The following is a 24,276-nucleotide window of genomic DNA, read 5'->3' on the forward strand; positions in this document are numbered from 1 at the left end:
GGCCGGCCGGCGGCGGAACGGCAGAGATACTTGGGCTCTCGGCCCTCGCCGGTCGCGGTGGCTCATCCCAGCTGGTCACCGGCGCATCCCAGCTGGTGGCCGCGTTGCGACAGGGAAGCGATCACTCCACGCCAGGAACGGCGAAAATCAGCCTATAGCCGTCCAGATTGATGCTTAACCCGTCAGTCACAAAGCGTTCGTGATCACGCAACACCGTTCGGTCACAGTGATGGCATGACAGATGTGACTTCTGCGAAGAGTGCCCGCCGCCCACACCACTGGCGGCGGGATCTCGTCGAACTGGCAGCCATGTTCACCGCCGTCGCGGTCGCCGACGCCATCGCGAACATGATCGGGCACGGGCCGGACGGCCCGTTCCTGCTCATCGCCTCAGCCGTGGCCCTCGTCGCCACGGCCGCTTTCCACACATGGTGGGCACGACACCACAGTCATGCCCCTCCGGCGGACAGCATCGACGTCACCGGAGATGCCGGGATGGCGGTGTCCTCCGCGACCGGGGCCGCGGCACGGGGCGAGCTGTACGAGACGGCGCTGTGGCGGATGCGGACCACTGTGCGGGACACACCCGGCAGCCTGGCCGCGTTGTGCATCGCCCTCGCACAGCACCGGGTCGACATCCTCACCCTCCAGACCCATCCGCTGGCCGAGGGCACGGTGGACGAGTTTCTGCTGCGCGCCCCCGCGTCCCTGCAGGCGCAGCAGCTCACCCGGGAGATCTCCGGGGCGGGCGGCAGCAACACCTGGATCGAGCGGGCCGACGCCCACGATCTCGTCGACACCCCCACCCGGGTGCTGGGCCTCGCCACCCGTACCGCCCTTGACGCGGCCGAACTGCCGCTGGCACTGCGCCAGTTGCTCGGCCGCTGCACGATCCACTCGCTGCCCCCGGTCTCGCTGACGGGCCGGCCCACCGGAGAGATCCCGCCGGTGGAAGGCGTGCTGGAGGAGACGGTGATGCGGCTGCGCGACCCGAACGGTGGAGCCATCACCGTCGAACGGCCCTATCTTCCGTTCACGCCCACCGAGTTCGCGCGGGCCCGCGCCCTGGTGGAACTGGACGCGCGCCTCGGCCCCCGTATCCCGCGCAGCCAGGACGTCCTCACCCTCCCCGAGGGCAACGAGATCACCGTGCGCCGCGTCGACCAGGGCGACGTCGAAGCCGCCGTGGCCATGCACGACCGCTGCTCCGAGCGCACCCTGAGCATGCGCTACCACGGCCCGGTCGGCGACGCCGACCGCTACCTCAACCACCTGCTCAGCCCGCGTTTCGGCCGCACCCTCGCCGTCCAGACCGCCTCTGGCCGTCTCGTCGCCCTCGGACATCTCCTCTGGGACGGGGACGAGACCGAGGTCGCGCTGCTCGTCGAGGACGAATGGCAGGGCCGCGGCATCGGCTCGGAGCTGCTCGGCCGACTGGTCACCCTCGCTGTCGAGGCGGGCTGCGGAAACGTCTACGCCGTCACCCGTTCCTCCAACACCGCGATGGTGGCAGCCATGCGCGCCCTGAACCTGCCGCTCGACTACCAGATCGAGGAGGGCACGCTGGTCATCACCGCCCGACTTGACGCGACTCCCGTACGCGCGCTGTTTCCGTACGAACAGGCTGAGCGCTGAGGGCCTCGGTCAGATCACGCCATAGATCCTCCACGTCCTCAAGACCGACCGACATCCGCAGCAGCCGGTCGCTGACGCCCGCCGAGCGCCGGTCTCCCTCAGCCACGATGCGGTGGCTGATGGAGGCCGGGTGCTGGATCAGGCTGTCGACGCTGCCGAGACTGACCGCCGGCGTGATCAGCCGCACGGCCGCGATCACGCTCCGCGGGTCCCCGTACACCTCGAAAGAGACCATCGCCCCGCCCACGCTCGGATAGTGGACCCGGGCGATCCGGGGGTCGGCGGCCAGCCGGCCGGCCAGGTCGGCCGCCGTGGCGGAGGCGGCCCGTACCCGTACCGGCAGCGTGGACAGTCCACGCAGCAGCAGATATCCGGCCATCGGATGCAGGACGCCGCCGGTCGCGAACCGCACCTGCCGGAGGCTGCGGGCGAACTCCTCGTCGCAGGCCACCACTCCGCCCATCACATCGCCGTGCCCGCCCAGGTACTTGGTCGCGCTGTGCAGCACGATCCGCGCCCCGTGCTCCACCGGCCGCTGCAGTACAGGCGTGGCGAAGGTGTTGTCGACGAGCAGCGGCACGGAGCCGCAGGCGTGCCGAACGGCTCGCAGATCGACCTCGGCGAGCGTCGGGTTGGCGGGCGTCTCCACCATCACAAGGCCGGTTTCCGGCCGGATCGCCTCCGCGATGCCCGCGGGGTCGGTCCAGGTCACCTCGGTCCCGAGCAGCCCCGCGTTCAGCAGATGGTCGCTGCACCCGTACAACGGCCGGACGGCGACCACGTGACGCAGCCCCATGCTCGCCCGTACCAGCAGTACGGCGGTGAGCGCGGCCATCCCGCTGGCGAACGCGACCGCGCTCTCGGCTCCTTCCAGCCTGGCGAGCGCTGTCTCGAAACGGGCCGTGGTCGGGTTGTCGAGCCGGGCGTAGACCGGCGGTCCCTCCAGGCGCGCGCCGGTGGCGGCGAAGCCGTCGATACGCTCGGCCTCACCTGCGGCGTCGTACGACGGGTAGGTGGTGGACAGGTCCAGCGGTGGGGCGTGCACGCCGAGCTCTGCGAGGTCCTCGCGTCCGGCGTGTACTGCTTCGGTGGCCAGGGCCCGGGGTGCGGGGGTGACCGAGGCTGCGTTCTCCATGCCCGCACTCTGAACACCTACCGGGAGGTAATGGCCAAAGGTCGTGTTACGTTCGGCGAATGGCTGAATCTGTCGCACTCGACCCGGTGGATCTGCACATACTCCGTCTGCTGCAGAACGACGCCCGGACCACCTATCGCGAGCTGGCTGCGGAGGTCGGAGTGGCGCCGTCCACCTGCCTGGACCGGGTGACCAGGCTGCGCCGCTCAGGCGTGATCCTCGGGCATCGGCTGGCCCTGGATCCCGCCCGGCTGGGGCGTGGGCTGCAGGCACTCCTCTCCGTGCAGGTCCGGCCGCACCGGCGGGAACTGATCGGTCCGTTCGTGGAGCGGATCCGCGCGCTGCCCGAGTCCCGAGCGCTGTTCCATCTCACCGGTCCCGACGACTATCTGGTGCATGTGGCCGTGACGGACACGGCCGATCTGCAGCGTCTCGTGGTGGACGAGTTCACCTCACGGCGAGAAGTCGCCAGGGTCGAGACGCGACTGATCTTCCAGCAGTGGGACTGCGGCCCGCTGCTGCCTCCGACGCCGGTCGGCGTCCAGGATCGTTGACAGGCCACTGACAGGCGACTGAGATCCAATGATGGTGACGCGGAGGCCTCAGTCGTATGAGGATGTGCGCATGCCAGTCACTTCCAGCAGCGCGCTGCCACGACAGGTCGCCGACTCCTACGTCGACGCACTCATCGAACTCGACCCGACCATCGGCACGTATCTGGGACTCAAGGAGAGCTCGGGCCTCCTTCCCGACTACTCACCAGCCGGTCAGGAGGCTTTCGCCGAACTCGCTCGCGAGACACTCGCCAGGCTGGACGATGCCGAGAAGCTGCCGGCCGCGGAGAGCGATGCGGAACGGCGCTGCGGCCGGCTGTTGCGAGAGCGTCTGACAGCGGAACTCGCCGTGCACGAAACCGATGAGGCTCTGCGCACGGTGAGCAATATGCGCTCGCCGGTGCACACGGTGCGCGAGGTGTTCACCGTGACGCCGACGCAGACCGATGAGGACTGGGCGGCCGTGGCGCAGCGGCTGCGGGCGGTGCCGCGCGCCCTGGAGGGCTACCGCGCCTCGCTGGCGCTGGGACTCGAGCGGAAGCTGCTGGGCGGCCCCCGTGCGACCCGGACCAATATCGACCAGATGACCGAGTGGCTCGGCACGGATCGCAGCTGGTTCGAGGAGTTCGCGGCGGGCGGCCCCCTCACGCTCCGCACCGAGCTCGACGAGGCGGCCCGCAGTGCGACCGGGGCACTTGCGGAACTGCGCGACTGGATGCGCGATGTCTACGCCCCCGCCGTGGCGGACGCGCCCGACACGGTGGGCCGCGAGCGCTACGCCCGCTGGTCGCGCTACTTCAACGGCACCGACCTCGACCTCGACGAGGCCTACGCATACGGCTGGTCCGAGTATCACCGGCTGCTGGCCGAGATGAAGACCGAGGCGGACAAGATCCTTCCGGGCGCAGGGCCCTGGGAGGCGCTTGCGCACCTCGACGAGCACGGTGAGCACATCGAGGGCGTCGAGGAGGTGCGGGCCTGGCTGCAGAAGATCATGGACGAGGCGATCGAGGCGCTGGACGGCACGCACTTCGAACTGGCCGAGCGGGTACGGAAGGTGGAGTCCCGGATCGCTCCGCCGGGCGGCGCGGCGGCGCCGTACTACACCGGCCCGTCCGAAGACTTCAGCCGCCCCGGCTGTACCTGGCTGCCGACCATGGGCGCCACGCGTTTCCCGGTGTACGACCTGGTGTCGACCTGGTACCACGAGGGCGTTCCCGGCCACCATCTGCAGATCGCGCAGTGGGTGCATGTCGCGGACCAGCTCTCCCGCTACCAGGCGACGATCGGCGGGGTCAGCGCCAACGCCGAGGGCTGGGCGCTCTACGCGGAGCGGCTGATGGACGAACTGGGCTTCCTGCCCGACCCGGAGCGCAGGCTGGGCTATCTGGACGCGCAGATGATGCGGGCATGCCGGGTGATCGTGGACATCGGCATGCATCTGGAGCTGGAGATCCCGGCGGACTCGCCGTTCCACCCGGGCGAGCGCTGGACACCGGCTCTGGGGCAGGAGTTCTTCGGCAGCCACAGCGGACGGCCGGCGGACTTCGTGGAGAGCGAGCTGACGCGGTATCTGTCCGTTCCGGCACAGGCGATCGGCTACAAGCTGGGTGAGCGGGCGTGGCTGCTGGGCCGGGAGAACGCGCGCAAGGCACATGGCGACGCGTTCGACGCGAAGGCCTGGCACATGGCGGCCCTGTCGCAGGGCTCGCTGGGCCTGGACGATCTGGTCGACGAGCTGTCGAAGCTCTGACAGCGGACGACCGGAGTCGGGAACGGCCCGCCGCGGCGGCCGGGCTCAGCCGAATGGCAAGAGCCCGGCCACCGTCGGCCCGCGCGGCGACGACGGGGAGCCGGTACGCGGTGTGCGCATCGCTGGACGTGGCGCCGCCGGCGGACACCCCGCGCCCGGGCGAGGTGCTGGAGTTCGCCGCGCGTCCGGAGGCGGCGGACCTGCCGAGCGCGATCGTGGTCGACGTCGCGGGACCGTGCGGACGGCGACAGCGGCGGCGACGGTCGGGCGGTCGTCGAGGGCGATACGGCCTGGGCGAGCGGGCATTGCGCATACGACAGCGACGCCGTACTCGATGTCGTCCTGCGGGCGGCGCGTCCGGTCCGGACTCCAGCGCATCGGACGCGCCGTTCCTGCGCCCGTACCCGTCCGTCGTGCGGTAGCGGATTGCGGGTGGCGGGTCCGGATCAGCAGCCGCAGTCGTCCGAGTCGAGAGGCGCGGTCAGCGGGTCGGCGTCGCGCTTGCGGCTGCCCTCCCAGGTCTCGAACTCGAAGCCCTCACGCGCCCAGTACTCGAAACCACCGAGCATCTCCTTCACCTGGTAGCCGAGTTCGGCGAGGGCCAGAGCCGCGCGCGTCGCTCCGTTGCAGCCGGGGCCCCAGCAGTACGTGACGACCGGCACCGACTTGTCCAGCAGCTGGTCGGCCTGTTCGGCGATCAGCGCGGTCGGCAGATGGACCGCACCGGGTACGTGCCCCTGGTCCCAGGACTCGGTGGAGCGGGAGTCGAGGATCACGAAACCCGGGTCGCCGCCGGCCGCCAGCGCCGAGGCGACATCGGAGACATCGGTGTGAAAGGCCAGGTCGGCCCCGAAGTAGGCGGCGGCCGCCGCGGGCGAGGCCGGCGGCACGCGGAGGACGGGGTTCGTGGCGAGCTGCGTCGTAGTCATGACCGAAAATCTACGGTCGGGGATCGTTTCCCTGAAGTGAGATTTCCCGGAACTTGTCTTGATCGGCCGGGGATTTCCCTGCTATCTCTCGAGCATGACCGGATATTCACCGGACGCCACGGACTGGCGCATCCTCGAAGCCCTGCAGAGCCGGGGCCGGGCCAGCTTCGCCGAGCTGGCCAGGGTCGTCTCCATGTCGTCGAGCGCCGTGACCGAGCGGATCCGCAGGCTGGAGGAGGCCGGGGTGATATCCGGATACACCGCGGTGGTGGAGCAGGAGCGGCTCGGGCTCCCCATCCTCGCGTTCGTACGACTGCGCTATCCGAACGGCAATTACAAGCCGTTCCACGATCTGCTGGAGACCACACCCGAGATCCTCGAGGCCCATCATGTGACGGGCGACGACTGCTTCGTACTCAAGGTCGCCACCCGGTCGATGAAGCACCTCGAGGAGGTCTCCGGGAAGATCGGCGCACTCGGCTCGGTGACGACGAGCGTCGTCTACTCCTCACCGCTGCCGCGCCGGGCGATCAGCCGCTGAGCGGCGCGGCACGCAGCCGCACCGCCGAGCCGTGCCGTTCCTTGACGACCTCCAGCTGGGCGGGGATCCGTCGGCGCAGATCGGCGACATGGCTGACGATGCCGACGCTGCGATCCCGCTCGCGCAGTGAGTCGAGCACGTCGAGCACCTCGTCCAGGGTCTGGTCGTCCAGGCTGCCGAAGCCCTCGTCGATGAAGAGGGTGTCCAGCTGGACGCCGCCGGCCTCGCCGGTGACGACGTCGGCGAGACCGAGCGCGAGCGCGAGCGAGGCGAAGAAGGTCTCGCCGCCGGAGAGGGTCGCCGTGTCACGCTCACTGCCGGTCCAGGCGTCGACGACATGCAGTCCGAGCCCGGAACGCTTGCCGCCGGCCCGGGCGTCGGAGTGCACCAGGGTGTAGCGGCCGGACGACATGCGCTGCAGCCGTACGGTGGCGGCGGCCGCGACCTGTTCGAGGCGGGCCGCCAGGACGTACGACTCGAGGCGCATCTTGCGCTCATTGTCTGCGGAGGTGCCCGCGGTGAGTCCGGCGAGGCGGGCCACCCGGTCGTACTCCTCGCGCAGCGGGCCGAGCCTGCGGACTTCCAGCACTGCCTGCCGGGAGAGCCGGGCGAGCTCCGCGCACCGGTCGCGGGCCGCGGCGAGCCCGGACGCGGCGTCGCGCAGAGCACGCTCGGCGGCGTCATGGGCGGCCAGAGCGGCTTCGGGGTCGGCGGCGCCGTGCTCGGCGGCGCTCCGGGTGTCCGCTTCGGCCAGCCGGTCGGCGACCGCGGCGGCCTCGGTCTGCCAGGCGTCGATCCGATGCTGGAGGTCACGCTGCTGCGCGTCGCCGAGCAGCGTGGCTGCCGCGGCGCTCGGTGTGTCGAACCCGGCCCGGAACGCCGCGTCGGCCAGCCGGTCGTCGGCCTCCTTCAGTCGCCGCTCGGTGGCGTCGGCAGACCGTACGGCCTCGGCCGCCTCGACGAGCAGCCGCACCCGGCGCTCCAGCAGCGCGGAGTGCTCGGCGACGCTGCGCGCGCCGCCTCTGGCCCGGGCCAGTTCGCTTTCCAGCGCGGCCTGTTCGCGGTCGAGGGCTTCCCGCTGCGAAGTCCGCGCGGCGGCGCGCCGCTCGGCCTGCTGCTGCGCGCCAAGCCGCTCCTCACGCTCCCGCTCGGCCCGGTCGAGCGCCTCGCGGGCGGCGTGCATACCGGAGGCGAGGCTGTGCGCGTCCCGGTGCTCGCGCTCCAACTGTTCGACGAACAAGCGCAGTTCACCTGCGTCGGGGTCGTCGCCATCGGCCGCCACGCCGGAACGCCACACAGAGCTGCCGACCGTGTCCCGCCCATCAACGGTCGCGGCCTCGGCACGCCCCACCCCGCCGCTCGTCGCATCGAGCTCCACGTCGCCAGACCTTGGTTCGGCCTTCGCCCGGTCGAGCGCGTCACCGGACCTCACCTCCGGGCCCTCCGGCTCCCCGGCCGCGGAAGTCCTGCTCCCCGCGTCGCCCCGCGTCCCAGCCCCCGTCGGCGTGAGCCGCGCCGCCTCCCGCGCCGTCGTGAACGCCTCGCGTACCACCGCCAGTTCACGTTCGGCGTCCGCCTTCGCCCCGTCCGCCCGTGCTGAGTCCTGGTACGCCGCTTCCTCCGCCGTACGGTCGACATGCCCGTCCCCGGCGCGGGCCGGCGCAGGGTGTTCCGCCGAGCCGCAGACCGCGCACGGCCGGCCCGGCACCAGCCCGGCTGCCAACTCCGCCGCGATGCCCCGCAGTCGGCGCTCCTTCAGGTCTAGCCAGCTCTCGCGCGCGCTGTTCGCGCGGTCCCGGGCTGTACGCAGCTGCTCCTCGGCCTGCTCGGTGCGCGCCCTGAGCCGGTCCCGTTCACTTGCCGCCCGCAGCCTTCGGCGGGCCGGTTCGAGCTGTCCGGTCAGGTTCTCGGCACGGGTGGCCGCCTCCTGCGACGCCACGATCCGCTCCTGGTGGCTTCGCCGGACACCCTCCCAGCCGGACAGCCAGCCCGCCGCGTCCTGGATGATGTCGTCGTCCGCCCGGGCCTGACGGTCCAGGTCCGCGCGTTCGCGGGCAATCTCCGCGCTGCGGCCCTCCGCGCGCCGGGCGGCTTCGAGGCCGCCCAGGTCCTGGCGCAGTTTGCGTTCGAGCCCCGCCAGCTGTTCCGCGCCGGCCTCCGCGAGGTCCGGCGGAAGTACGGACCGCGCACGCTCCCTTTCGGCGTCGGCGCTGCGGTGCTCACGTTCGGCGTCGTCGCGCAGCCTCAGCGCGGGCCCCACCAGCTCCGCCTTGCGGGCCCGCTCCAGCCGCGCCTGCAGTTCTTCGCGTTCGGGGCGCCGCGCTTCGAGCGCCTCGGCCCGCTGCCGTGCGTCCCCGTACCGCTGCTGCAGCCGGGCGAGTTCACGCTCGGCGTCCAGGGCGTGCCGGGCGGCGGCCTGCCGGCTCTCCGTCGCGGCCAGCGCGCAGTCGGCGATGTCCAGCATTTCCCGCGCGCCCGCGCGGGCGACGGCCGCCCAGGCGAGGACGGCCGCGGCGAGCCCGGGGTCGCCCGGCTGCTGTTGGGGCAGCGGCCAGTCGCCGGCCGTCGCGCCCGCGGCCTGTTCCATCCGGTGGGCGATCGCGAGCAGCCGCTCGTCACCGGCGCGTACCTGCTGCTCGGCCACGCGCCGCTGTTCGGCGAGGCGTTCCTCGACGGCGGCGAAGCGGCGGGTGTCGAAGAGCCGTCCAAGTAGTTTGCCGCGCGCCTCGGCGTCGGCGCGCAGGAAGCGCGCGAAGTCTCCCTGGGGCAGCAGCACCACCTGGCAGAACTGGTCGCGGCTCATCCCGACCAGCTGAGTGATCTCCTCGCCGATCTCCTGGTGGGAGCGGCTCAGCGACTGCCACTCGCCCATCCCGGCGTCGTACTCGCGCAGCCAGCTCTGGGCCCGTTCGGTGGTGAAGCCCTTGCCGTTCTTCTTGCGACGCGGCTGGGCCGGACGGCGTCTGATCTCCAGTCGCCGTCCGCCCACGGTCAGTTCGAGGCACACCTCGGTGGGGGTGCCGGCCGGGGCGTGGTCGCTGCGCAGCGACGCTCCAGGGCTCTGTCGTGCGCCCGGCACCGCCCCGTACAGCGCGAAGCAGACCGCGTCGAGGACGAAGGTCTTGCCGGCGCCGGTCGGTCCGTGCAGGAGGAAGATCCCGGCGGTGGACAGCGCGTCGAAGTCGATCTGCTGGCCGGCGCCGAAGGGGCCGAAGGCGGTGACAGTCAGCTGATGCAGTCTCACCGGGCCACCTCGCGTACACCCTCGTCCACCCGTACGTGGTCGAAGGCTCCGCGCAGCACGGTGCGTTCCCGGTCGTCGGGCCCGCTGCCGCCGCGCACATGAGCCACGAAGTCCTCAGCGATCTGCTGGTCGCTGCGTCCCTTCAGCCGCTGTGCGTACGAGGTGGCGGTGTCCTCGCCGGGGCGCTCCGGCTCGAAGACGAGGCTCAGGGTGTGCGGGAACCGCTCGGTGAGGCGCGCCATCGGTTCGGCCGGGCGCACCGGATCGGTGAGGGTCGCCTCGACGAACGACTGCTCGTGCCGGACCAGCGCCGGATCGTCGAGCAGTCCGTCGAGCGTGCCGCGCAGCCGGGCGAGAGCGCGCGGCACGGGGCAGTCGATGCGCTCGGCGGTGAGTTCGCCCCGCGCCCCGAGGTCGATGAGCCACATCGTCTTGCGGTGATGGGCCTCCGAGAAGGAGTAGGCGAGCGGTGATCCGGAGTAGCGCACGCGCTCCGTGATGGTCTGGCAGCCGTGCAGATGTCCGAGTGCGGCATAGTCGACACCGCGGAACACGGCGGAGGGCACGGCGGAGACTCCTCCGACGGTGATGTCCCGCTCGCTGTCGCTCTCTTCGCCGCCCGCGACGAACGCATGCGCGAGGACGACGGACCGGGTGCCCTCCTCACGCGTCGCGAGATCGGCCCGTACGCGCTCCATCGCCGCGCCGAGTACGGCTTCGTGGCGCGCCTTCTCCGTCTTGAACTCGCTCTTCACCAGGGAGGGTTCGAGATACGGCAGCCCGTAGCAGGCCACCGCGCCGTGCGCGTCGCTCAGCAGCACGGGCGTGCCGCACGCCGCCGGATCGGTGCGCAGATGTATGCCGGCGCGCTCGATCAGCCCCGCGCCGACGCCGAGCCTGCGCGCCGAGTCGTGGTTCCCGGAGATCATCACGGTCGGCACGCCTGCGGCGGCCAGCCGGTGCAGCGCCTCGTCGAAGAGCTCAACTGCCGCCAGCGGCGGCACCGCCCGGTCATAGACATCTCCTGCGACCAGCACCGCGTCCACGTCGCGCTCGCGCACCGTCGCCACCAGGTGGTCGAGGAACGCGGCCTGGGCGTCGAGCATGCTCACCCGGTGGAACGACCGCCCCAGGTGCCAGTCCGACGTATGCAGGAATCTCATGATCCTCGAGAGTAACGGTGGGGTCGGACATCACAGGCGGCTTCAGGCATCTCCGTACGCTTCACCGCCGAGTTCCAGTCCCGCCGTCCCCGCCGTCGCGTCGGCCAGCCAGGAACGGAAGTCGTCGATGTCGGCGTCCGGCAGCCCGATCTCCATGGTGACGGACTCCGCGTACCGCACCTCGCGCACATCCCGCCCTGTCGCCCGCAGATCGTTCTCCAGCTTGCCCGCCCGCTGGTGGTCGACGGTGACGGTGGCCAGCCGGAAGCGCTGCCTGGTGAGAGTGCCGAGCGCGTCCAGGGCTTCGCCGACCGCTCCCCCGTACGCCCTGATCAGCCCGCCCGCCCCGAGTTTCACGCCGCCGTAGTAGCGGGTGACGACAGCGACGACATAACGGACTTCTCGCCGCATCAGCATCTGCAGCATGGGTACGCCCGCCGTACCGCCCGGTTCACCGTCGTCGCTCGCCTTCTGCACGGATGCGTCGGCACCGATGACGTACGCGAAGCAGTTGTGGGTGGCGGTCGGGTGCTCCTTGCGGATGCGTGCGACGAAGGCCTGCGCCTCCTCCTCGGTGGCGGCGGGGGCGAGCGCGCAGATGAAGCGCGATCTGTTGATCTCGGTCTCGTGCACGCCCTCGCGGGCGACCGTCCGGTACTGCTCCTGCATTCCGCCACCCTATGCGCCGCCCGGAGGGGAATGCTCCGCGCCGGCCGCCCGTTGTCCCGGGCATGCACGCAGACGCAGAGACGATCCGCAGGATCCTGACCTCGACGGGTGACACCTGGGCGATGGTCGGCCTGTCCAACAACGAGACGCGGGCCGCGCACGGCGTCGCCGATGTCCTCCAGCGCTATGGCAAGCGCATCGTGCCGGTGCACCCCAAGGCCGAGACGGTCCATGGCGAGCAGGGTTACGCCACGCTCGCCGACATCCCCTTCGAGGTCGATGTGGTCGATGTCTTCGTCAATTCCGGCCTGGCGGGGCCGGTCGCGGACGAGGCCGCCGCGATCGGCGCGAAGGCGGTCTGGTTCCAGCTGGGTGTGATCGACGAGGATGCCTACGAGCGCACCCGCGCGGCCGGTCTCGACATGGTCATGGACCGCTGCCCGGCCATCGAGATCCCACGGCTCGGCTGAGAGTCCACCAGCGGGGGGAGCCGCCCTCCTTCACCCCGGAGAACTCCGACACCTCCCCCAGCTACCGGGACCGGGTGCGCGGTCTCGGCGACAAGGACCGGGCGGCCGTACGGGCGAGCATGCCGCCGTTCGACAGGGCGACGACCCCCGCACCCTCGATGGGCGCACTGGCCGAGACGGTCCGGCTGTCTCCCGGGGCGCTTCGCAGCGGCCATCCGCAGACGTCGTTCGCGGCGCTCGGACCACGCGCCGGGCGGATCGTCGCGGACCACAGCGCCGACTGCCATCTCGGCGAACGATCGCCACCGGCCCGGCTGTACGAGCTGCGGGCCCAAGTGCTGCTCCTGGGTACGGGATTCGACACCTGCACCGCGTTTCATCTCGGCGAGTACCGGGTGCCGGGACCGCCGAGGCGCCGCTACCGCTGTGTGGTGTCCGCGAACGGCGGACGTCGGTGGTGGGAGTACGAGGACGTGAATCTGTACGACAGTGATTTCGCCGCTCTCGGGGCGGACTTCGAACGCGGCGCGAGCTGCGGAGGTGTACGGACGTGTCCGGTGGGTTCGGCGCACAGCCGACTGCTGGGGCTGGTCGACGCCGTCGACTTCGCGCGGGGGTGGCTGCGGGAGCACCGGACGTCGCGGGCGGTGCCGGAGTGAACGCTGCCGCGCCGGGGCTTCAAGAGAGCCCGACTCCCAGTCCCTCGACGAGGACGGCGTTCGGCAGCCCGGCGAAGGCCTTGCCCGGAAGGATCAGTTTTCCGCGCCGCCGCCCACTGCCGATCAGGACCCACTCCGTGTCGACGACGGCGGAGTCCACCAGGAGTGGCCAGTCGGCCGGCAGCCCGATCGGCGTGATCCCGCCGTACTCCATACCGGTCTCGCCGGTCGCTGTGTCCATGGAGGCGAACGAGGCTTTGCGCGCGCCCAGTTGCCGGCGTACGACGCCGTTGACGTCGATCCGCGTGCTGGAGAGGACGACGCAGGCGGCCAGCGTGGACTCGCCTCCCCGCTTGCCCGCGACGACCACACAGTTCGCCGACTCGTCGAGCAGCTCCTGCCCGTAGTGCTCCACAAAGACCGCCGTGTCCGCGATCTCCGGGTCGGTGTCGACGTAGATCAGCTGCTCGACGGAGACATCGCCGCGCCGGCCGCGGACCGCGTCGGCGACCGGCGGGGGCAGTAGGCCGAGGCAGTCGACGGCGGGCCGGGCGTCGTCGAAGTTCCCGATGGGGGCGCGCATGCGCGCAACGCTAACAGCCGTGCCCTCGCCCGCGATTGATCGTCTCAGCGTACGGGCGGGATGGAGACCGCCATGGTCATTTCGACCGTCTCGTCGCCGTCGTTGCGATAGGCGTGCGGGACGTTCGCCTCGAAGGTCGCGGAGGTCCCGGCCGGTACGGAGTGAGGCTCGCCGTCGACGACGAGGGTGAGCTCGCCCGCGGTGACATGGAGCAGCTCGACGGTCCCGTCGGGGTGCGGGTCGGAGGCGCTTTCGTCGCCCGGCATCAGCCGCCAGCCCCACAGTTCGAGCGGCCCACGGCGCTCGGTGCCGACCAGCAGCGTGGTGTAGCTGCCGGTCGAGGTGGACCACATGCGTACGGCCTGCTCCGGAGGTACGAGGCGGACCTGCGGCCCCTGCTCGTAGTCGAGGAGCGTGGTGATGCTGACGCCGAGAGCGTCGGCGAGCTTCACTGTCGTCCCGACACTCGGATTTGTACGCGCCTGCTCGATCTGAATGATCATGCCGCGACTGACCCCCGCCCGAGCGGCGAGAGCGTCGAGCGTGAACCCCCGCTCGCCGCGCCAGCGTTTGAGATTACGGGCGAGCGACTGCGTGAGCTGGTCGAGGTCCGACACATTCCGTCCAATATTTTGGATGACAGAGTTCAATAGACTGCACTACCGTGTGGTGCACCCAAACGTTCACTGCACTGTACTGCGAGGCTCGTCATGACCGCACTGTTCGCCCTGGCCACCAGCTTCCTCTGGGGGCTGGCCGACTTCGGCGGCGGACTGCTGACGCGACGTACCCCGGCACTCACGGTCGTCGTCGCCTCGCAGTCGATCGCGGTCGTGGTGCTGGGTTCGATCGTCCTCGCGACCGGCGGCTGGCAGGAGGCAGGTCCACAGCTCTGGTACGCCGTCGCGGCGGGCACGGTCGGCCCGGTGGCGATGCTGAGCTTCTACAAGGCACTCGCGCTGGGCCCGATGGGCGTGGTCTCGCCGCTCGGATCACTGGGCGTCGCCGTGCCCGTCAGCCTCGGGCTGATCATCGGCGAGCGGCCGGGACTGCTCCAGTTCGCCGGTATCGCGGTGGCCGTGGCCGGCATCGTGCTGGCGGGCGGACCCCAGCTGCGCGGTGCGCCGGTGCAGCGGCAGGCGATCCTGCTGACGCTGCTCGCCGCCTTCGGTTTCGGCGCGGTGATGTCCCTGATCGCGGAGGCCTCGACCACCATCACCGGGCTCTTCCTCGCGCTCTTCGTCCAGCGCGTCACCAATGTGACGGTCGGCGGCGCGGCGCTGTACGTATCGGTGAAGCGCGGCGCCCGGGCGCTGCCGGAGGACGGCGGGATGCGGGTCATCCGGTCCTCGCTGCCCGCTCTCGCCTTTGTGGGACTCGCCGACGTCGCGGCCAACGGCACCTACTCCATCGCCGCGCAGCACGGCCCCGTCACCATCGCCGCCGTACTCGCGAACCTCTACCCGGTGGTCACGGTGCTCGCCGCACTTGTGATCCTCAAGGAGCGGCTGCGCCTGGTCCAGGCGACCGGCGCCGGTCTCGCACTGGTGGGCACGGTGCTGCTAGCGAGCGGCTGAAACAGGCCCTAGGAGTCCGGCTCCAGGTCTGCGAGCGCCACCAGCTGCTCCGGAGTGACGCCTTCCGGAATCGGTACGGGAGCGGGCGTACGCAGCGGAGGCTCCCAGCCGCGGACCGGATCCCAGCTCCGTACCACCCGGGCGGGGGCCCCGGCCACCACCGAGTGGTCGGGCACCTCTCCTCGTACCACCGCGCCTGCGGCCACCACCACATTGCGGCCGAGCCGCGCGCCGGGCAGGACCACCGCGCCGGTCCCCAGCCAGCATCCGGGACCGATCTCCACCGGCTCGGTGCGGGGCCACTGCTTGCCGACCGGCTGGTGCGGGTCGTCGTAGCTGTGGTTGGTCGAGGTGATGTAGACGTACGGACCGCAGTACGTGTCCGAGCCGATGGTCACCCTGGTGTCGGCGATGACATGGCTGCCGCGGCCCAGGACCACACCGTTGCCCAGGGTCAGAATCGGGTCGGACCCCAGGTCCAGGCCCGGCATCATCCCGGCGGTGAGGGTGACCTGCTCGCCGATGATGCAGTGGTCGCCGAGTTCGATCCAGGCCTCACCGAAGACGGTGCCCTGCGGGAAGGCGAGCCGGGTGCCGGAGCCGAGCCGGCGGAAACGCAGCCGTCCGGGGTGCTCGGCGGTGACGGCTCCCGCCTCCTGCACCCAGTGCCAGCCTCGGTGGACGGCGGACGCGAGGACGCGCCTCCGCCAGGCGGTGAGCGATGAGAACGTGTTTCTGTTCTTCGGCACCCGCATACGGTAGTCGGCCGCACCTGGGTTGATCATCGCGGTGTGCTGTGATGTTCGCCCCACCCGTCGTCCGACGTGGCGGACGGCCCAATCGGGTGCCCTCGCGCCAAGGCGTACGCGAGTGCCGGCCGAGCACCGGCCGAGCACCCCTCCCGTGAGTCCCGCCCGGCCGGTCGCCTACGGTTCACCTACGCGCGACCGGTGAGCACCGAGGAGAAGGCATGGCGGAGCGGGCTTTGATTTCAGGCGTGGGCGGCAGGACCCCGAAGGTCGACCCCGGGTCGTTCACCGCGCCGACGTCCGTGGTCGTCGGCGATGTCACCCTGGCTGCCGGGTCGAGCGTCTGGTACCAGACCGTGCTCCGCGCCGACTGCGGGCCGATCGTCATCGGCGCCGACAGCAACATTCAGGACAACTGCACCGTGCATGTCGACCCTGGCTTCCCCGTCACCGTCGGCGAGCGCGTCTCGGTCGGCCACAACGCCGTACTGCACGGCTGCACCGTCGAGGACGACGTACTGGTCGGCATGGGCGCCACCGTCCTGAACGGCGCCCACATCGGTGCCGGTTCGCTGATCGCGGCTCAGGCGCTGGTGCCGCAGGGGATGCGCGTCCCGCCAGGATCGCTGGTCGCGGGCGTACCCGCGAAGGTCAGGCGGGAGCTGAGCGAGGAAGAGCTCGAGGGCATCAAGCTCAACGCCGCGGTCTATGTGGATCTCGCCAAGGAGCACCGCGCGGCGCACGAAGCCTGACCGGTCCGGCCGTGAGAGCAGCTCAGTCGGCGGTGGGGACGGGCTCCGGCTCGGTCCCCGCCGGCTGGGTCTGCGACTGCGCGGCGGCCTTCTTGGCGCGGCTCTTCAGGATGAGCATCGAAGTGAGCCCGATCAGGACCGCGAGGACCAGCCCCAGCCAGGAGAACCTCTTGAGCCAGGCTTCCGCGACGACGCCGACGGAGTAGATGACGGCGGTCGTGCCGCCGGCCCAGAGGATCCCGCCGAGGACATTGGCGATGAGGAATTTCCAGTACGGCATGCGCAGTACGCCCGCGAGCGGCCCCGCGAAGATGCGCAGCAGTGCGACGAAGCGGCCGAAGAAGACGGCCCACATGCCCCACTTCTCGAACGAGCGCTCCGCCATGGCGATCTGGGCCTCGCCGAAGTGCTTGGGGAACTTCCCGCCCAGCCAGGCCAGCAGAGGCCTTCCGCCCTTACGGCCGATGGCGTACCCGATGGAGTCACCGATGATCGCGCCGGCCGACGCGCAGCCGCCGAGGATGTACGGATTGATGTGGCCGTGCTGGGAGGCGAGCAGCGCCGAGCTGACAAGGACGATCTCGCCCGGCAGCGGGATGCCCAGGCTCTCGAGGCCGATGACCACCCCCACCAGGAGATAGACGCTCACCGCAGGGACGGTCTCCAGCCACTCCTGGACGTGCAACGCCGGTTCCTCCCGAGTTCGCGGGGCATCAGCTGCCCGGCGTGCGCCCCGTCGGCGCACGCCGGGCAGCTTACCTGGTCAGCCCGTTTCCGGTTTCAGGCGTTGGGGCGCAGCGTCCAGACAATGGTCATCTCACCGGTCACCGCGCCGTCCTCGCGCTGGATGGCGATGACGACCGGGAACTCGGGGCGTTCGCCCGCGTCCAGTTCGGCGACGACGTCCGCGATGGGGCGGCCGAGGGTGGCGGTCGCCGTGACGACGCCCATCGCCAGCTTCTTGTAGCCGATCTCCGCTTTGACAGCGAGCGGTACGGCGCGGGTCATCTGGTCGCCGAAGGCGGCGATGACGATGGCTCCGCTCGCGGTCTCGGCGAGCGTGAACATCGCTCCGGCGTGCGGTCCGCCGACGTGGTTGTGGAAATCGGCCTGGTCCGGCATACGGACGACGGCACGCTCGGCGGTGGTCTCGAGGAACTCCAGGTTCAGGGTCCTGGCCATGGGAACCGTGGCGGCGAGCATCTCGCCGACGGACATCTGATCAGTGCTCATGGACCGTGATGTTACCCACGAGTAGCACGGCTTGGCCATCCCCTGTCGGGGGTGGACGTGGCAGCGGTGAGGCGGCACCTCTATCGTTGCTCGCCATGTGGCCAGGACAGCAGCCGCCCGGGGGCGAGCAGAACCCGCAGGACCAGAACCCGTACCAGCAGCCGGGGTACCAACAGCCGAATCCGTATCAGCAGGCGGGATACCAGCAGCCCAACCCGTACCAGCAGCCGACCGCGCCGCAGTACGCCGTGCCCGGGCAGCCGTCCGGTGGGCCGCAGCCGCCGCAGGACAACAAGAAGACGACGACGATCGTCGCGATCGTCGCGGCCACCGCCGTCGTCGCGGCCGCGGTGATCACCGGTGTCCTCGTGCTGAACGACGAGGACGAGGGCACGACCGACGAGAGCGGCAAGGAGGCCGGCGCCTCCAAGACGCCGGGGTCGCAGAAGCCCAGCCAGGCTCCCGCTTCGCCGACCGAGAATCCGCGCGGCGGTGAGGACGCCAAGCCCACCATCGCGGGTTGGAAGGTCGTCACCAACCCCAAGCACGGTACGCAGTTCGACGTCCCAGCCGGTTGGGAGGTGGCCGGATCCGGCGTAGGCGTGGGATTCGAGGATGAGAAGAAAGGCGACGGCTCACCGGTCGCCTTCATGACGGCCCCAGCGCACTACAAGAGCAAGTGGTGCACCTTCGACAGCGACAAGGACGGCAAGGTCGAGGACTGGGGCTTGAGCACGGCCGGAACCAAGGGAGCCAGTGGCGCGAAAGATGCTGCCACGGCCGCCTACAACGAGGCGGGTACCTGGGCCTGGGCCGGTTATGCCCAGACCGAACCCAAGGGAACGGTCAAAATCGCCAAGCCGAAAGCGTACACCACCAAGTCCGGCCTCACGGGTAGCGTTGCGACCGCCACTGCTCTCGGCGTGAAGAAGTCGAACAAGTGCGACACGGACGGGAAGGCAATCGCCTTTTCCTTCAAGGACGCCGCGGGCGACTACAAGACATGGATCCTCTACGCCAACACGGGTATTTCGGATGAAGTCTCGGACGCGACCATCCAGCAGATCCTGAGCACGGTACGACTCGCCGACAAGAGCGCCGCCTCATAGGACGCAACTAGAGGCCCGGAAACACACATGTCGGCTGCGGTGGCGGAGGCCCTCCGCCACCGCAGCCGACATGATTACGGAACCCACCCGGGCGCGAGCCGCAGCTAGCTAACGACGTACCATCCCGTTTCCAGTTCTATTTCATTGCTCTTCTGGATGTGGACGCACCTGCCTTCCCACCTCGCATGCAGCATGCAGGTCGACTTGGCGACAGGACCGAGGATAATCTTCCCCGCAGGTATGGCAGTTGCAGGTCCCGCCAAGGTCAACACGGCGGCGGCAGCCGCTCCCGCGACAGCGAACGCACGCACCCTTTTGCCCATGATGCTATTCCTCCCGTTTCCTGGAACATCGAACGCCTATACGTAGGTCACGCGTTCGATATCGGTACACTACCAGGTGGCGAAAGGTGCCTAGCTGCGCGGATTGCCCCCCAGAGGTGGCGAGTTGGCCATGGTGTCGGTGCAATTGACCGGCAGCGGAGCAGGGGTTCCGCTATCAGTTGCGGTTGAGCGAGAAGACCGAGGTCCCGGACCGGATCGATATGTGGCAGCAACTGATGGTGGCGAAAACAGAGCCGGCGTCGGCCTGAGGTCCGAACGGGCGCGGGGGCCACGGGACTTGCCCGCACCACCCGCGCCCGGCCCGGCCCGACCGGTCCGGCTCGCCGCTTCAGCCGTCTTCCGGCATCGGTGCAGGCCGGGCCTCCTTCGTCCGTTCCGGCGTCCAGTAGTCACGTACCTCGTCGGGGCTCTGCCGCACATCGCTGCCGGTGGTCCCCGAGTCCGGCTGCGGCTCGGGGGCCGGGGCGGTCGCGGCGGTACGCCATGCGGCCACCGCCACGACAACGGCGAGCAGAGCAGCGGCGGTTCCCCATCGGCTCAAACTACTGCGACGCACTGGACTGCTCCTGTCGGTTTGTCAGGTGACGCCGCCCTGGGCGTCGAACATCGCCTTGACCGCGTCATCGAAGTACGAGCTCCGGTTCCAGCCGCCTGCGGCGAGCGTGCTCATCGCCCCGTTGACGGACCCCAGGCCGGTGGCATCGTTGAACTCCCGCAGCCACGGCCCGCCACTCGATCCGCCGCCGAAGTCACACTGGATCTCAATACGGCCGTCGCTGACCGCTCGCGTGGTGCCCTGGCAGGCCCACTGGAGCTCGCCGTTGTCGCGGTTGCCCGGGTAGCCCATCACGGTCACGGCCTGGGTGCGCGAGAAGTTCCAGCTCAGTCCGTGACCGCCGGTGACATTGACGATCTTGTTGCCGTTGAGCGGCCAGGTGGTCACCATCGCCACGTCCCGGCCGAGGTCGCTGCTGCTGATCCAGGTGTTGAAAGTGCGGAACTGCTTGGCGGCGAAGGTGCCGAAGGGACGGGCACCGGAGCGGTAGCGCGGCGCATAGGTCCAGTTTGTCATCCACGTGCCACCGCTGCCCCCGTGTACACAGTGCCCGGCGGTGATCAGCATCTGCTTGGAGGCGCTGTTGAGTGCACTGGCCGAGCAGGTGTAGTTGAGTCCGTTGCTGGGGTTGGTGAAGAACACCTTGCCCACCGCGGCGGATTCGTTGATCAGCGGCCTGACCGTGTCCGACCTTCCCTTGGCGGGCGGGGTCGATCCCGGCCGGCCGGTGGATCCGGCCTTGCTCTGGGCGGCGCGCGGCGACCCGGCCACCCGGTCGAGCGAGATGGCTGTCCTCATCCGCTCCGGTGTCCAGTAGCGAGCCAGCGCGGCGGCGGCGGCCGGCGAGTCGACCGGCGCACCGCCGGCGAGCCGCGCGGTGGAGGTGGCAGTCGTCGCGGCTGCGACGGGGACGGCAGCGGATCCGGGCCCGGCGGGGGCGGGTTCCGCCATGGTGGGACCCGCCCCGGCCAATGCCAGCAATGCGGCAGTGGCCAGCGGTAGAAGTGCGTGTCTCAGACTTCGCACGAGTGATACCCCCAATGGTCGATTCGGACGCACATTGCTGGAATTCGCCAGTCAACGCGCGGAGCAGTAGCGACCGTAGGTCTGGCAAGTACCCAAGGGATAGTCAGAAATCAGTCCCTCCGCTATTTGTAGCCGTGTTGCGCATTTCAGTCAGTCCGGGTCCACCGCTTGTTTGCCGAATACTTGTGTGCGGGGTGTTGACGAGTGCGGGTGGCGTATGGGGCCTTGACACGGCATCTGCAGGCGGGGCGGGCGAACTCGCCTGCCTTCGCCGCACCTTGTGAAATACGGCAGCCCTTGCGGGGAATTCCTGTGATGCGCCGCCGGGCGCCGCGCCCGGCGGGACGCAGAAAAATTGTCTGCATCTCCGCCGGAAAGCGAGACACTTTTCCTGCGGAGTGATTAGGCACCACGCGGCCTTTGATCAGCCCCGCGCTATTCAACCTTGAGCCACTCAATTGATCATCGCCGCGGGCCCGGCCGCGCCGTGCCCAGGTGCGGCTCCTCGACGGGCCTTGGGGGCTTCATGCCCCGGCATGCCTCATCGTCGAAGCAGGGTCGCAGCGGCAGCACCGACGCCCTCAGCCGATACTGAAGGCGCCGTCGGGCGGCTCGGGTGAGGCCACCGCGTCGGCGTCCCGTACCGCCGTCGCGTCCCCGATGAGCCGCTTCAGCGACGGGCCGTGCTCGACCCGGGCCGGGAAGGCGTCGGAAGCGGTACGGCGCGCCAGGTCCGCCGTGTCGATGGGAGCGTGCGAGGCGAGCAGCACAGCGTTGCCGAAGCGGCGGCCGCGAAGTACGGCCGGTTCGGCGATCAGCGCGAGCTCCTCGAACACGGCTGCGAAGGTGGCCAGTTGGGAGCGGAGGAAGGCAAAGGGTGCGCCGTCGGCGAGGTTGGCGGCGTAGATACCGTCCGGCCGCAGCACCCGTTCCGCCGCGCGCGCGTACTCGACCGAGGTGAGATGGGCGGGCACCCGGGAACCGCCGAAGACATCGGCGATCAGCACATCCGCCGAGTCCTCAGGAGCCGCTTCGACCCAGGTGCGCGCGTCCGCCCCGTGCACCTCGATACCCGATCCTTCCGGCAGCGGCAGCCGCTCTGCGACCAGCGCCAGCAGCCCATGGTCGGCCTCCACCACGTGCTGGCGCGAGCCGGGCCGGGCCCCGGCCACATAGCGGGGCAGGGTCAGTGCCCCGCCTCCCAGGTGGAGCAGATCGAGCGGAACTCCGTCGTCCGCGACGGAGTCGACGACATGGGCGAGCCGCCGTACGTACTCGAACTCCAGATGCGTGGGCGCGTCCAGGTCGACGTAGGACTGGGGCGCGCCGTCGACGGTCAGCAGCCAGGCCCGTTCCCGGTCCACATCGGGCATGAGCCTGGCGGTGCCTCCGTCGACATCGCGGATGACGGGTATCTGCTCGTTCACACTCTCATTGTGCCCAGAGTGCGGCGACGGCCTCGACGTGCGCGGCGGCCTGGGCCAGCCCCGCGCGGGCGGCGGGCGCCCGGAGAGCGGGGTCGCTCAGGTGACGCCCGAAGACCTTCCTGGCAGCGGCGTCCGGGGTGATGACCTCGACACGGGCGCCGGCGGCGGCGAGCCGGGCGGCCTGGGCGCGCGGCGAGACGACCACCTTGTTGCCGGAGGCGATGGGCGCGATGACGACGACCCGCTCGTATCCGGCGGCGAGATGCGCGTTCGCCGTGGAATGCACTCCCCCGTCGATCCACCTGCGGCCGTCGATGGTCACGGGCGGCCAGACACCGGGGATGGCGCAGCTGGCCGCAACAGCGTCCACCAGCGGCACACCGCTCTCCTTGTCGTAGGCCCTCAGCTCGCCCGTGACGGCATCGACCGCGGTCACGAGCAGTCGGCGCCCGGGCCATGCGTGCGAGACGAGCCGCCCGGCGATCACCTCGCGCCGCGCGGCTTCGTCGACGGTGTCGGCGGCGAGCGCCGTCCGGCCGAGCTTTCGGCCGTACGCCTCGGGCGTACGGGAGGTGAGGATGGCCAGGACGTACGTGAGCAGCGGCAGAGCGAGCCGGCCGCCGATCTCCCCGTCAGGGGCGGCGAGTTGACGCTCGTACAGCTCGGCGATGCCCAGTTTCCCGGACATGAGCTGCGCGCCGACGACCGAACCGGCAGAGCTGCCGATGACGAGGTCGGCGGTGGAGAGGTCCACTCCCGCCTCGGCGAGTCCGTGCAGAATCCCGAACTCCCAGCCCACGCCGGTGATTCCGCCCGCTCCGAGTACCAGTGCCGTGTCTGCCATCCGGTCAGTCTGGCGCACAGCACCGTGCCCGCCTCCCGTGGGTTACGGGAGGCGGGCACGGCAGGTCAGACCAGCTCGGTCACCGTGCCGGCGCCGACGGTGCGGCCGCCCTCGCGGATCGCGAAGCCGAGCCCGGCCTCCAGCGGCACGTCACGGCCCAGCTCGACGGTCATGGTGACCGTGTCGCCGGGACGCGCGACGGCCGTCTCGCCGAGGTCGACATCGCCGACGACGTCCGCCGTGCGGATGTAGAACTGCGGCCGATAGCCGGTGGAGACCGGCGTGGTGCGGCCGCCTTCCCGCGCCGACAGCACGTACACCTGCGCGGTGAAGCGGCGGCTCGGTACGACGCTGCCGGGCGCGGCCACCACATGGCCGCGGCGCACCGCGTCCCGTGGCATCCCGCGCAGCAGCAGCGCGACGTTGTCGCCTGCCTCCGCCGACTCCATCGGCTTGCCGAAGGTCTCGAGCCCGGTGACCACCGTCTCTGTGTCCGCGCCGAGTACCTGTACCCGGTCGCCGACGCGGACGGTGCCGCGCTCGACGGCCCCGGTGACGACCGTGCCTCGCCCGGTGATGGTGAGGACGTTCTCCACCGGGAGCAGGAACGGCGCGTCCGTGTACCTGACGGGCATCGGCACATAGGTGTCGACGGCGTCGAGCAGCGCATCGACGGCGGCGGTCCAGCGGGGGTCGCCCTCCAGCGCCTTCAGCCCGGAGACCCTGACGACCGGTGCGGCGTCACCTCCGTAGCCATTGGCCGTCAGCAGCTCGCGGACCTCCAGCTCCACCAGGTCGGTGAGCTCGTCGTCGCCCGCGTCCGCCTTGTTGAGGGCGACGACGATGTGGTCGACGCCCACCTGGCGGGCGAGCAGGACATGCTCGGCGGTCTGCGGCATGACGCCGTCGAGCGCGGAGACGACGAGGATCGCCCCGTCCAGCTGGGCGGCTCCCGTCACCATGTTCTTGACGTAGTCGGCATGGCCGGGCATGTCCACATGCGCGTAGTGCCGGGTGTCGGTCTCGTACTCGACGTGCGCGATGTTGATGGTGATGCCGCGCAGGGCCTCCTCGGGGGCCCGGTCGATCCGGTCGAAGGGCACGAAGGTGCCGGTCCCGCGCTCGGCGAGGACCTTGGTGATGGCGGCGGTCAGCGTGGTCTTGCCGTGGTCGACGTGGCCCATGGTGCCGATGTTGAGGTGCGGCTTGGTGCGTACGTATGCCGTCTTGGGCATGGCTGATTCCCTCGGTCTTCCTCGGAACTCGAAGCGTGAATGGGACCCCTTGGCCTTGCCGACCCTCCCCCTGTGGGGTCCGCCGGACG

At 70.4% G+C, this 24,276-nt stretch carries 24 protein-coding genes; 9 read left to right on the forward strand and 15 right to left on the reverse strand.

Translation table 11 applies throughout. The features are described 5' to 3' along the window. Positions 1 to 234: 234 nt before the first annotated feature. Positions 235 to 1,635, forward strand: a complete 1,401-nt coding sequence (locus tag ACFYXH_RS26145) for a GNAT family N-acetyltransferase (protein ID WP_389567495.1) — start codon at positions 235 to 237, stop codon at positions 1,633 to 1,635. Here ACFYXH_RS26145 and ACFYXH_RS26150 read toward each other — a convergent pair. Continuing rightward, the gene (locus tag ACFYXH_RS26150; protein WP_389567498.1) at positions 1,571 to 2,770 is read right to left on the reverse strand and encodes a trans-sulfuration enzyme family protein; all 1,200 of its coding nucleotides are present in this window, start codon (positions 2,768 to 2,770) and stop codon (positions 1,571 to 1,573) included. The genes ACFYXH_RS26145 and ACFYXH_RS26150 overlap by 65 nt on opposite strands. 59 nt (positions 2,771 to 2,829) lie before the next feature. Here ACFYXH_RS26150 and ACFYXH_RS26155 point away from each other — a divergent pair, with 59 nt between their 5' ends. Both ACFYXH_RS26155 and ACFYXH_RS26160 read left to right on the forward strand, forming a co-directional pair. After that, positions 2,830 to 3,324, forward strand: a complete 495-nt coding sequence (locus ACFYXH_RS26155; RefSeq protein WP_389567500.1) for an Lrp/AsnC family transcriptional regulator — start codon at positions 2,830 to 2,832, stop codon at positions 3,322 to 3,324. Between the two features lie 70 nt (positions 3,325 to 3,394). Beyond that, on the forward strand, positions 3,395 to 5,077 hold the full coding sequence (locus tag ACFYXH_RS26160) for a DUF885 domain-containing protein (protein ID WP_389567503.1): 1,683 nt from the start codon (positions 3,395 to 3,397) through the stop codon (positions 5,075 to 5,077). Between the two features lie 446 nt (positions 5,078 to 5,523). Here the strand turns inward: ACFYXH_RS26160 and ACFYXH_RS26165 are convergent, their stop codons facing one another. Continuing rightward, positions 5,524 to 6,006 (reverse strand): rhodanese-like domain-containing protein, encoded by a 483-nt coding sequence (locus ACFYXH_RS26165; protein ID WP_389567506.1) that lies wholly within the window; start codon positions 6,004 to 6,006, stop codon positions 5,524 to 5,526. A 94-nt stretch (positions 6,007 to 6,100) separates the two neighbouring features. Here ACFYXH_RS26165 and ACFYXH_RS26170 point away from each other — a divergent pair, with 94 nt between their 5' ends. Further along, complete coding sequence (locus ACFYXH_RS26170) at positions 6,101 to 6,547, forward strand: Lrp/AsnC family transcriptional regulator (protein WP_389567509.1); 447 nt, start codon at positions 6,101 to 6,103, stop codon at positions 6,545 to 6,547. Here ACFYXH_RS26170 and ACFYXH_RS26175 read toward each other — a convergent pair. Genes ACFYXH_RS26175 through ACFYXH_RS26185 form a run of 3 tightly spaced genes read right to left on the reverse strand, consistent with a single transcriptional unit; the run spans position 6,537 to position 11,623 of the window. Beyond that, on the reverse strand, positions 6,537 to 9,791 hold the full coding sequence (locus ACFYXH_RS26175; RefSeq protein WP_389567511.1) for an AAA family ATPase: 3,255 nt from the start codon (positions 9,789 to 9,791) through the stop codon (positions 6,537 to 6,539). The two genes, ACFYXH_RS26170 and ACFYXH_RS26175, sit on opposite strands and share 11 nt — an antisense overlap. Next, positions 9,788 to 10,954 carry an exonuclease SbcCD subunit D gene (locus ACFYXH_RS26180; RefSeq protein ID WP_389567514.1) on the reverse strand — a complete coding sequence of 389 codons (1,167 nt, stop codon included), beginning with the start codon at positions 10,952 to 10,954 and terminating at the stop codon, positions 9,788 to 9,790. Before ACFYXH_RS26180 ends, ACFYXH_RS26175 begins: the two co-directional genes overlap by 4 nt. Positions 10,955 to 10,996: 42 nt before the next feature. Then, complete coding sequence (locus ACFYXH_RS26185) at positions 10,997 to 11,623, reverse strand: YigZ family protein (RefSeq protein ID WP_389567516.1); 627 nt, start codon at positions 11,621 to 11,623, stop codon at positions 10,997 to 10,999. 62 nt (positions 11,624 to 11,685) lie between these two features. On the opposite strand from ACFYXH_RS26185, the gene ACFYXH_RS26190 reads away from it, so the two are divergent. Then, positions 11,686 to 12,093, forward strand: coding sequence for a CoA-binding protein (locus tag ACFYXH_RS26190; protein WP_389567519.1), 408 nt, complete (start codon positions 11,686 to 11,688; stop codon positions 12,091 to 12,093). Next, a complete protein-coding gene (locus ACFYXH_RS26195) occupies positions 11,982 to 12,752 on the forward strand; it encodes an aminoglycoside N(3)-acetyltransferase (RefSeq protein ID WP_389567748.1) in 771 nt (256 codons plus the stop codon). The genes ACFYXH_RS26190 and ACFYXH_RS26195 overlap by 112 nt, the downstream gene beginning before the upstream one ends. A gap of 19 nt (positions 12,753 to 12,771) precedes the next feature. Here the strand turns inward: ACFYXH_RS26195 and ACFYXH_RS26200 are convergent, their stop codons facing one another. Further along, the gene (locus ACFYXH_RS26200; protein ID WP_389567522.1) at positions 12,772 to 13,335 is read right to left on the reverse strand and encodes a YbaK/EbsC family protein; all 564 of its coding nucleotides are present in this window, start codon (positions 13,333 to 13,335) and stop codon (positions 12,772 to 12,774) included. A 44-nt stretch (positions 13,336 to 13,379) separates the two neighbouring features. Beyond that, positions 13,380 to 13,952, reverse strand: a complete 573-nt coding sequence (locus ACFYXH_RS26205; protein WP_389567525.1) for a helix-turn-helix domain-containing protein — start codon at positions 13,950 to 13,952, stop codon at positions 13,380 to 13,382. Between the two features lie 93 nt (positions 13,953 to 14,045). Between ACFYXH_RS26205 and ACFYXH_RS26210 the strand changes: the two genes are divergently transcribed. Continuing rightward, positions 14,046 to 14,912, forward strand: a complete 867-nt coding sequence (locus ACFYXH_RS26210) for a DMT family transporter (protein WP_327322091.1) — start codon at positions 14,046 to 14,048, stop codon at positions 14,910 to 14,912. A gap of 8 nt (positions 14,913 to 14,920) precedes the next feature. Here the strand turns inward: ACFYXH_RS26210 and ACFYXH_RS26215 are convergent, their stop codons facing one another. After that, positions 14,921 to 15,661, reverse strand: a complete 741-nt coding sequence (locus tag ACFYXH_RS26215; protein WP_389567529.1) for an acyltransferase — start codon at positions 15,659 to 15,661, stop codon at positions 14,921 to 14,923. Between the two features lie 221 nt (positions 15,662 to 15,882). Here ACFYXH_RS26215 and ACFYXH_RS26220 point away from each other — a divergent pair, with 221 nt between their 5' ends. Further along, positions 15,883 to 16,413, forward strand: coding sequence for a gamma carbonic anhydrase family protein (locus ACFYXH_RS26220; RefSeq protein ID WP_389567532.1), 531 nt, complete (start codon positions 15,883 to 15,885; stop codon positions 16,411 to 16,413). A gap of 22 nt (positions 16,414 to 16,435) precedes the next feature. Here ACFYXH_RS26220 and ACFYXH_RS26225 read toward each other — a convergent pair whose 3' ends face one another. Beyond that, the gene (locus ACFYXH_RS26225) at positions 16,436 to 17,098 is read right to left on the reverse strand and encodes a DedA family protein (protein WP_389567535.1); all 663 of its coding nucleotides are present in this window, start codon (positions 17,096 to 17,098) and stop codon (positions 16,436 to 16,438) included. 95 nt (positions 17,099 to 17,193) lie between these two features. Then, on the reverse strand, positions 17,194 to 17,631 hold the full coding sequence (locus ACFYXH_RS26230) for a DUF4442 domain-containing protein (RefSeq protein ID WP_327328217.1): 438 nt from the start codon (positions 17,629 to 17,631) through the stop codon (positions 17,194 to 17,196). A 110-nt stretch (positions 17,632 to 17,741) separates the two neighbouring features. Here ACFYXH_RS26230 and ACFYXH_RS26235 point away from each other — a divergent pair, with 110 nt between their 5' ends. Then, positions 17,742 to 18,755, forward strand: a complete 1,014-nt coding sequence (locus ACFYXH_RS26235; protein ID WP_389567538.1) for a hypothetical protein — start codon at positions 17,742 to 17,744, stop codon at positions 18,753 to 18,755. A gap of 672 nt (positions 18,756 to 19,427) precedes the next feature. Here ACFYXH_RS26235 and ACFYXH_RS26240 read toward each other — a convergent pair. From ACFYXH_RS26240 to tuf, 5 genes are all read right to left on the reverse strand, one after another. After that, on the reverse strand, positions 19,428 to 19,655 hold the full coding sequence (locus tag ACFYXH_RS26240) for a hypothetical protein (RefSeq protein ID WP_389567541.1): 228 nt from the start codon (positions 19,653 to 19,655) through the stop codon (positions 19,428 to 19,430). A 21-nt stretch (positions 19,656 to 19,676) separates the two neighbouring features. Next, positions 19,677 to 20,606, reverse strand: a complete 930-nt coding sequence (locus tag ACFYXH_RS26245) for a trypsin-like serine peptidase (protein WP_389567544.1) — start codon at positions 20,604 to 20,606, stop codon at positions 19,677 to 19,679. 656 nt (positions 20,607 to 21,262) lie between these two features. Continuing rightward, a complete protein-coding gene (locus tag ACFYXH_RS26250; RefSeq protein WP_389567547.1) occupies positions 21,263 to 22,108 on the reverse strand; it encodes a spermidine synthase in 846 nt (281 codons plus the stop codon). Positions 22,109 to 22,112: 4 nt separating this feature from the next. Next, positions 22,113 to 22,952 (reverse strand): patatin-like phospholipase family protein, encoded by an 840-nt coding sequence (locus tag ACFYXH_RS26255; protein WP_389567549.1) that lies wholly within the window; start codon positions 22,950 to 22,952, stop codon positions 22,113 to 22,115. Between the two features lie 65 nt (positions 22,953 to 23,017). Beyond that, entirely contained in the window at positions 23,018 to 24,187 is a 1,170-nt protein-coding gene (gene tuf / locus ACFYXH_RS26260; protein WP_389567552.1) for an elongation factor Tu, read from the reverse strand. Positions 24,188 to 24,276: the final 89 nt, after the last annotated feature.

It is taken from the genome of Streptomyces sp. NPDC002730 (assembly GCF_042888805.1).
GTDB lineage: Bacteria > Actinomycetota > Actinomycetes > Streptomycetales > Streptomycetaceae > Streptomyces.

Excerpts from the sequence above, each read along its gene's own strand:
- tuf (WP_389567552.1), bottom strand. The coding sequence starts at position 24,187 with ATGCCCAAGACGGCATACGTACGCACCAAGCCGCACCTCAACATCGGC.
- ACFYXH_RS26200 (WP_389567522.1), bottom strand. The coding sequence starts at position 13,335 with ATGCGCGCCCCCATCGGGAACTTCGACGACGCCCGGCCCGCCGTCGAC.
- ACFYXH_RS26170 (WP_389567509.1), top strand. The coding sequence starts at position 6,101 with ATGACCGGATATTCACCGGACGCCACGGACTGGCGCATCCTCGAAGCC.
- ACFYXH_RS26190 (WP_389567519.1), top strand. The coding sequence starts at position 11,686 with ATGCACGCAGACGCAGAGACGATCCGCAGGATCCTGACCTCGACGGGT.
- ACFYXH_RS26155 (WP_389567500.1), top strand. The coding sequence starts at position 2,830 with ATGGCTGAATCTGTCGCACTCGACCCGGTGGATCTGCACATACTCCGT.
- ACFYXH_RS26150 (WP_389567498.1), bottom strand. The coding sequence starts at position 2,770 with ATGGAGAACGCAGCCTCGGTCACCCCCGCACCCCGGGCCCTGGCCACC.
- ACFYXH_RS26160 (WP_389567503.1), top strand. The coding sequence starts at position 3,395 with ATGCCAGTCACTTCCAGCAGCGCGCTGCCACGACAGGTCGCCGACTCC.
- ACFYXH_RS26235 (WP_389567538.1), top strand. The coding sequence starts at position 17,742 with ATGTGGCCAGGACAGCAGCCGCCCGGGGGCGAGCAGAACCCGCAGGAC.
- ACFYXH_RS26230 (WP_327328217.1), bottom strand. The coding sequence starts at position 17,631 with ATGTCCGTCGGCGAGATGCTCGCCGCCACGGTTCCCATGGCCAGGACC.
- ACFYXH_RS26255 (WP_389567549.1), bottom strand. The coding sequence starts at position 22,952 with ATGGCAGACACGGCACTGGTACTCGGAGCGGGCGGAATCACCGGCGTG.
- ACFYXH_RS26185 (WP_389567516.1), bottom strand. The coding sequence starts at position 11,623 with ATGCAGGAGCAGTACCGGACGGTCGCCCGCGAGGGCGTGCACGAGACC.
- ACFYXH_RS26245 (WP_389567544.1), bottom strand. The coding sequence starts at position 20,606 with ATGGCGGAACCCGCCCCCGCCGGGCCCGGATCCGCTGCCGTCCCCGTC.
- ACFYXH_RS26210 (WP_327322091.1), top strand. The coding sequence starts at position 14,046 with ATGACCGCACTGTTCGCCCTGGCCACCAGCTTCCTCTGGGGGCTGGCC.
- ACFYXH_RS26180 (WP_389567514.1), bottom strand. The coding sequence starts at position 10,954 with ATGAGATTCCTGCATACGTCGGACTGGCACCTGGGGCGGTCGTTCCAC.
- ACFYXH_RS26145 (WP_389567495.1), top strand. The coding sequence starts at position 235 with ATGACAGATGTGACTTCTGCGAAGAGTGCCCGCCGCCCACACCACTGG.
- ACFYXH_RS26220 (WP_389567532.1), top strand. The coding sequence starts at position 15,883 with ATGGCGGAGCGGGCTTTGATTTCAGGCGTGGGCGGCAGGACCCCGAAG.
- ACFYXH_RS26165 (WP_389567506.1), bottom strand. The coding sequence starts at position 6,006 with ATGACTACGACGCAGCTCGCCACGAACCCCGTCCTCCGCGTGCCGCCG.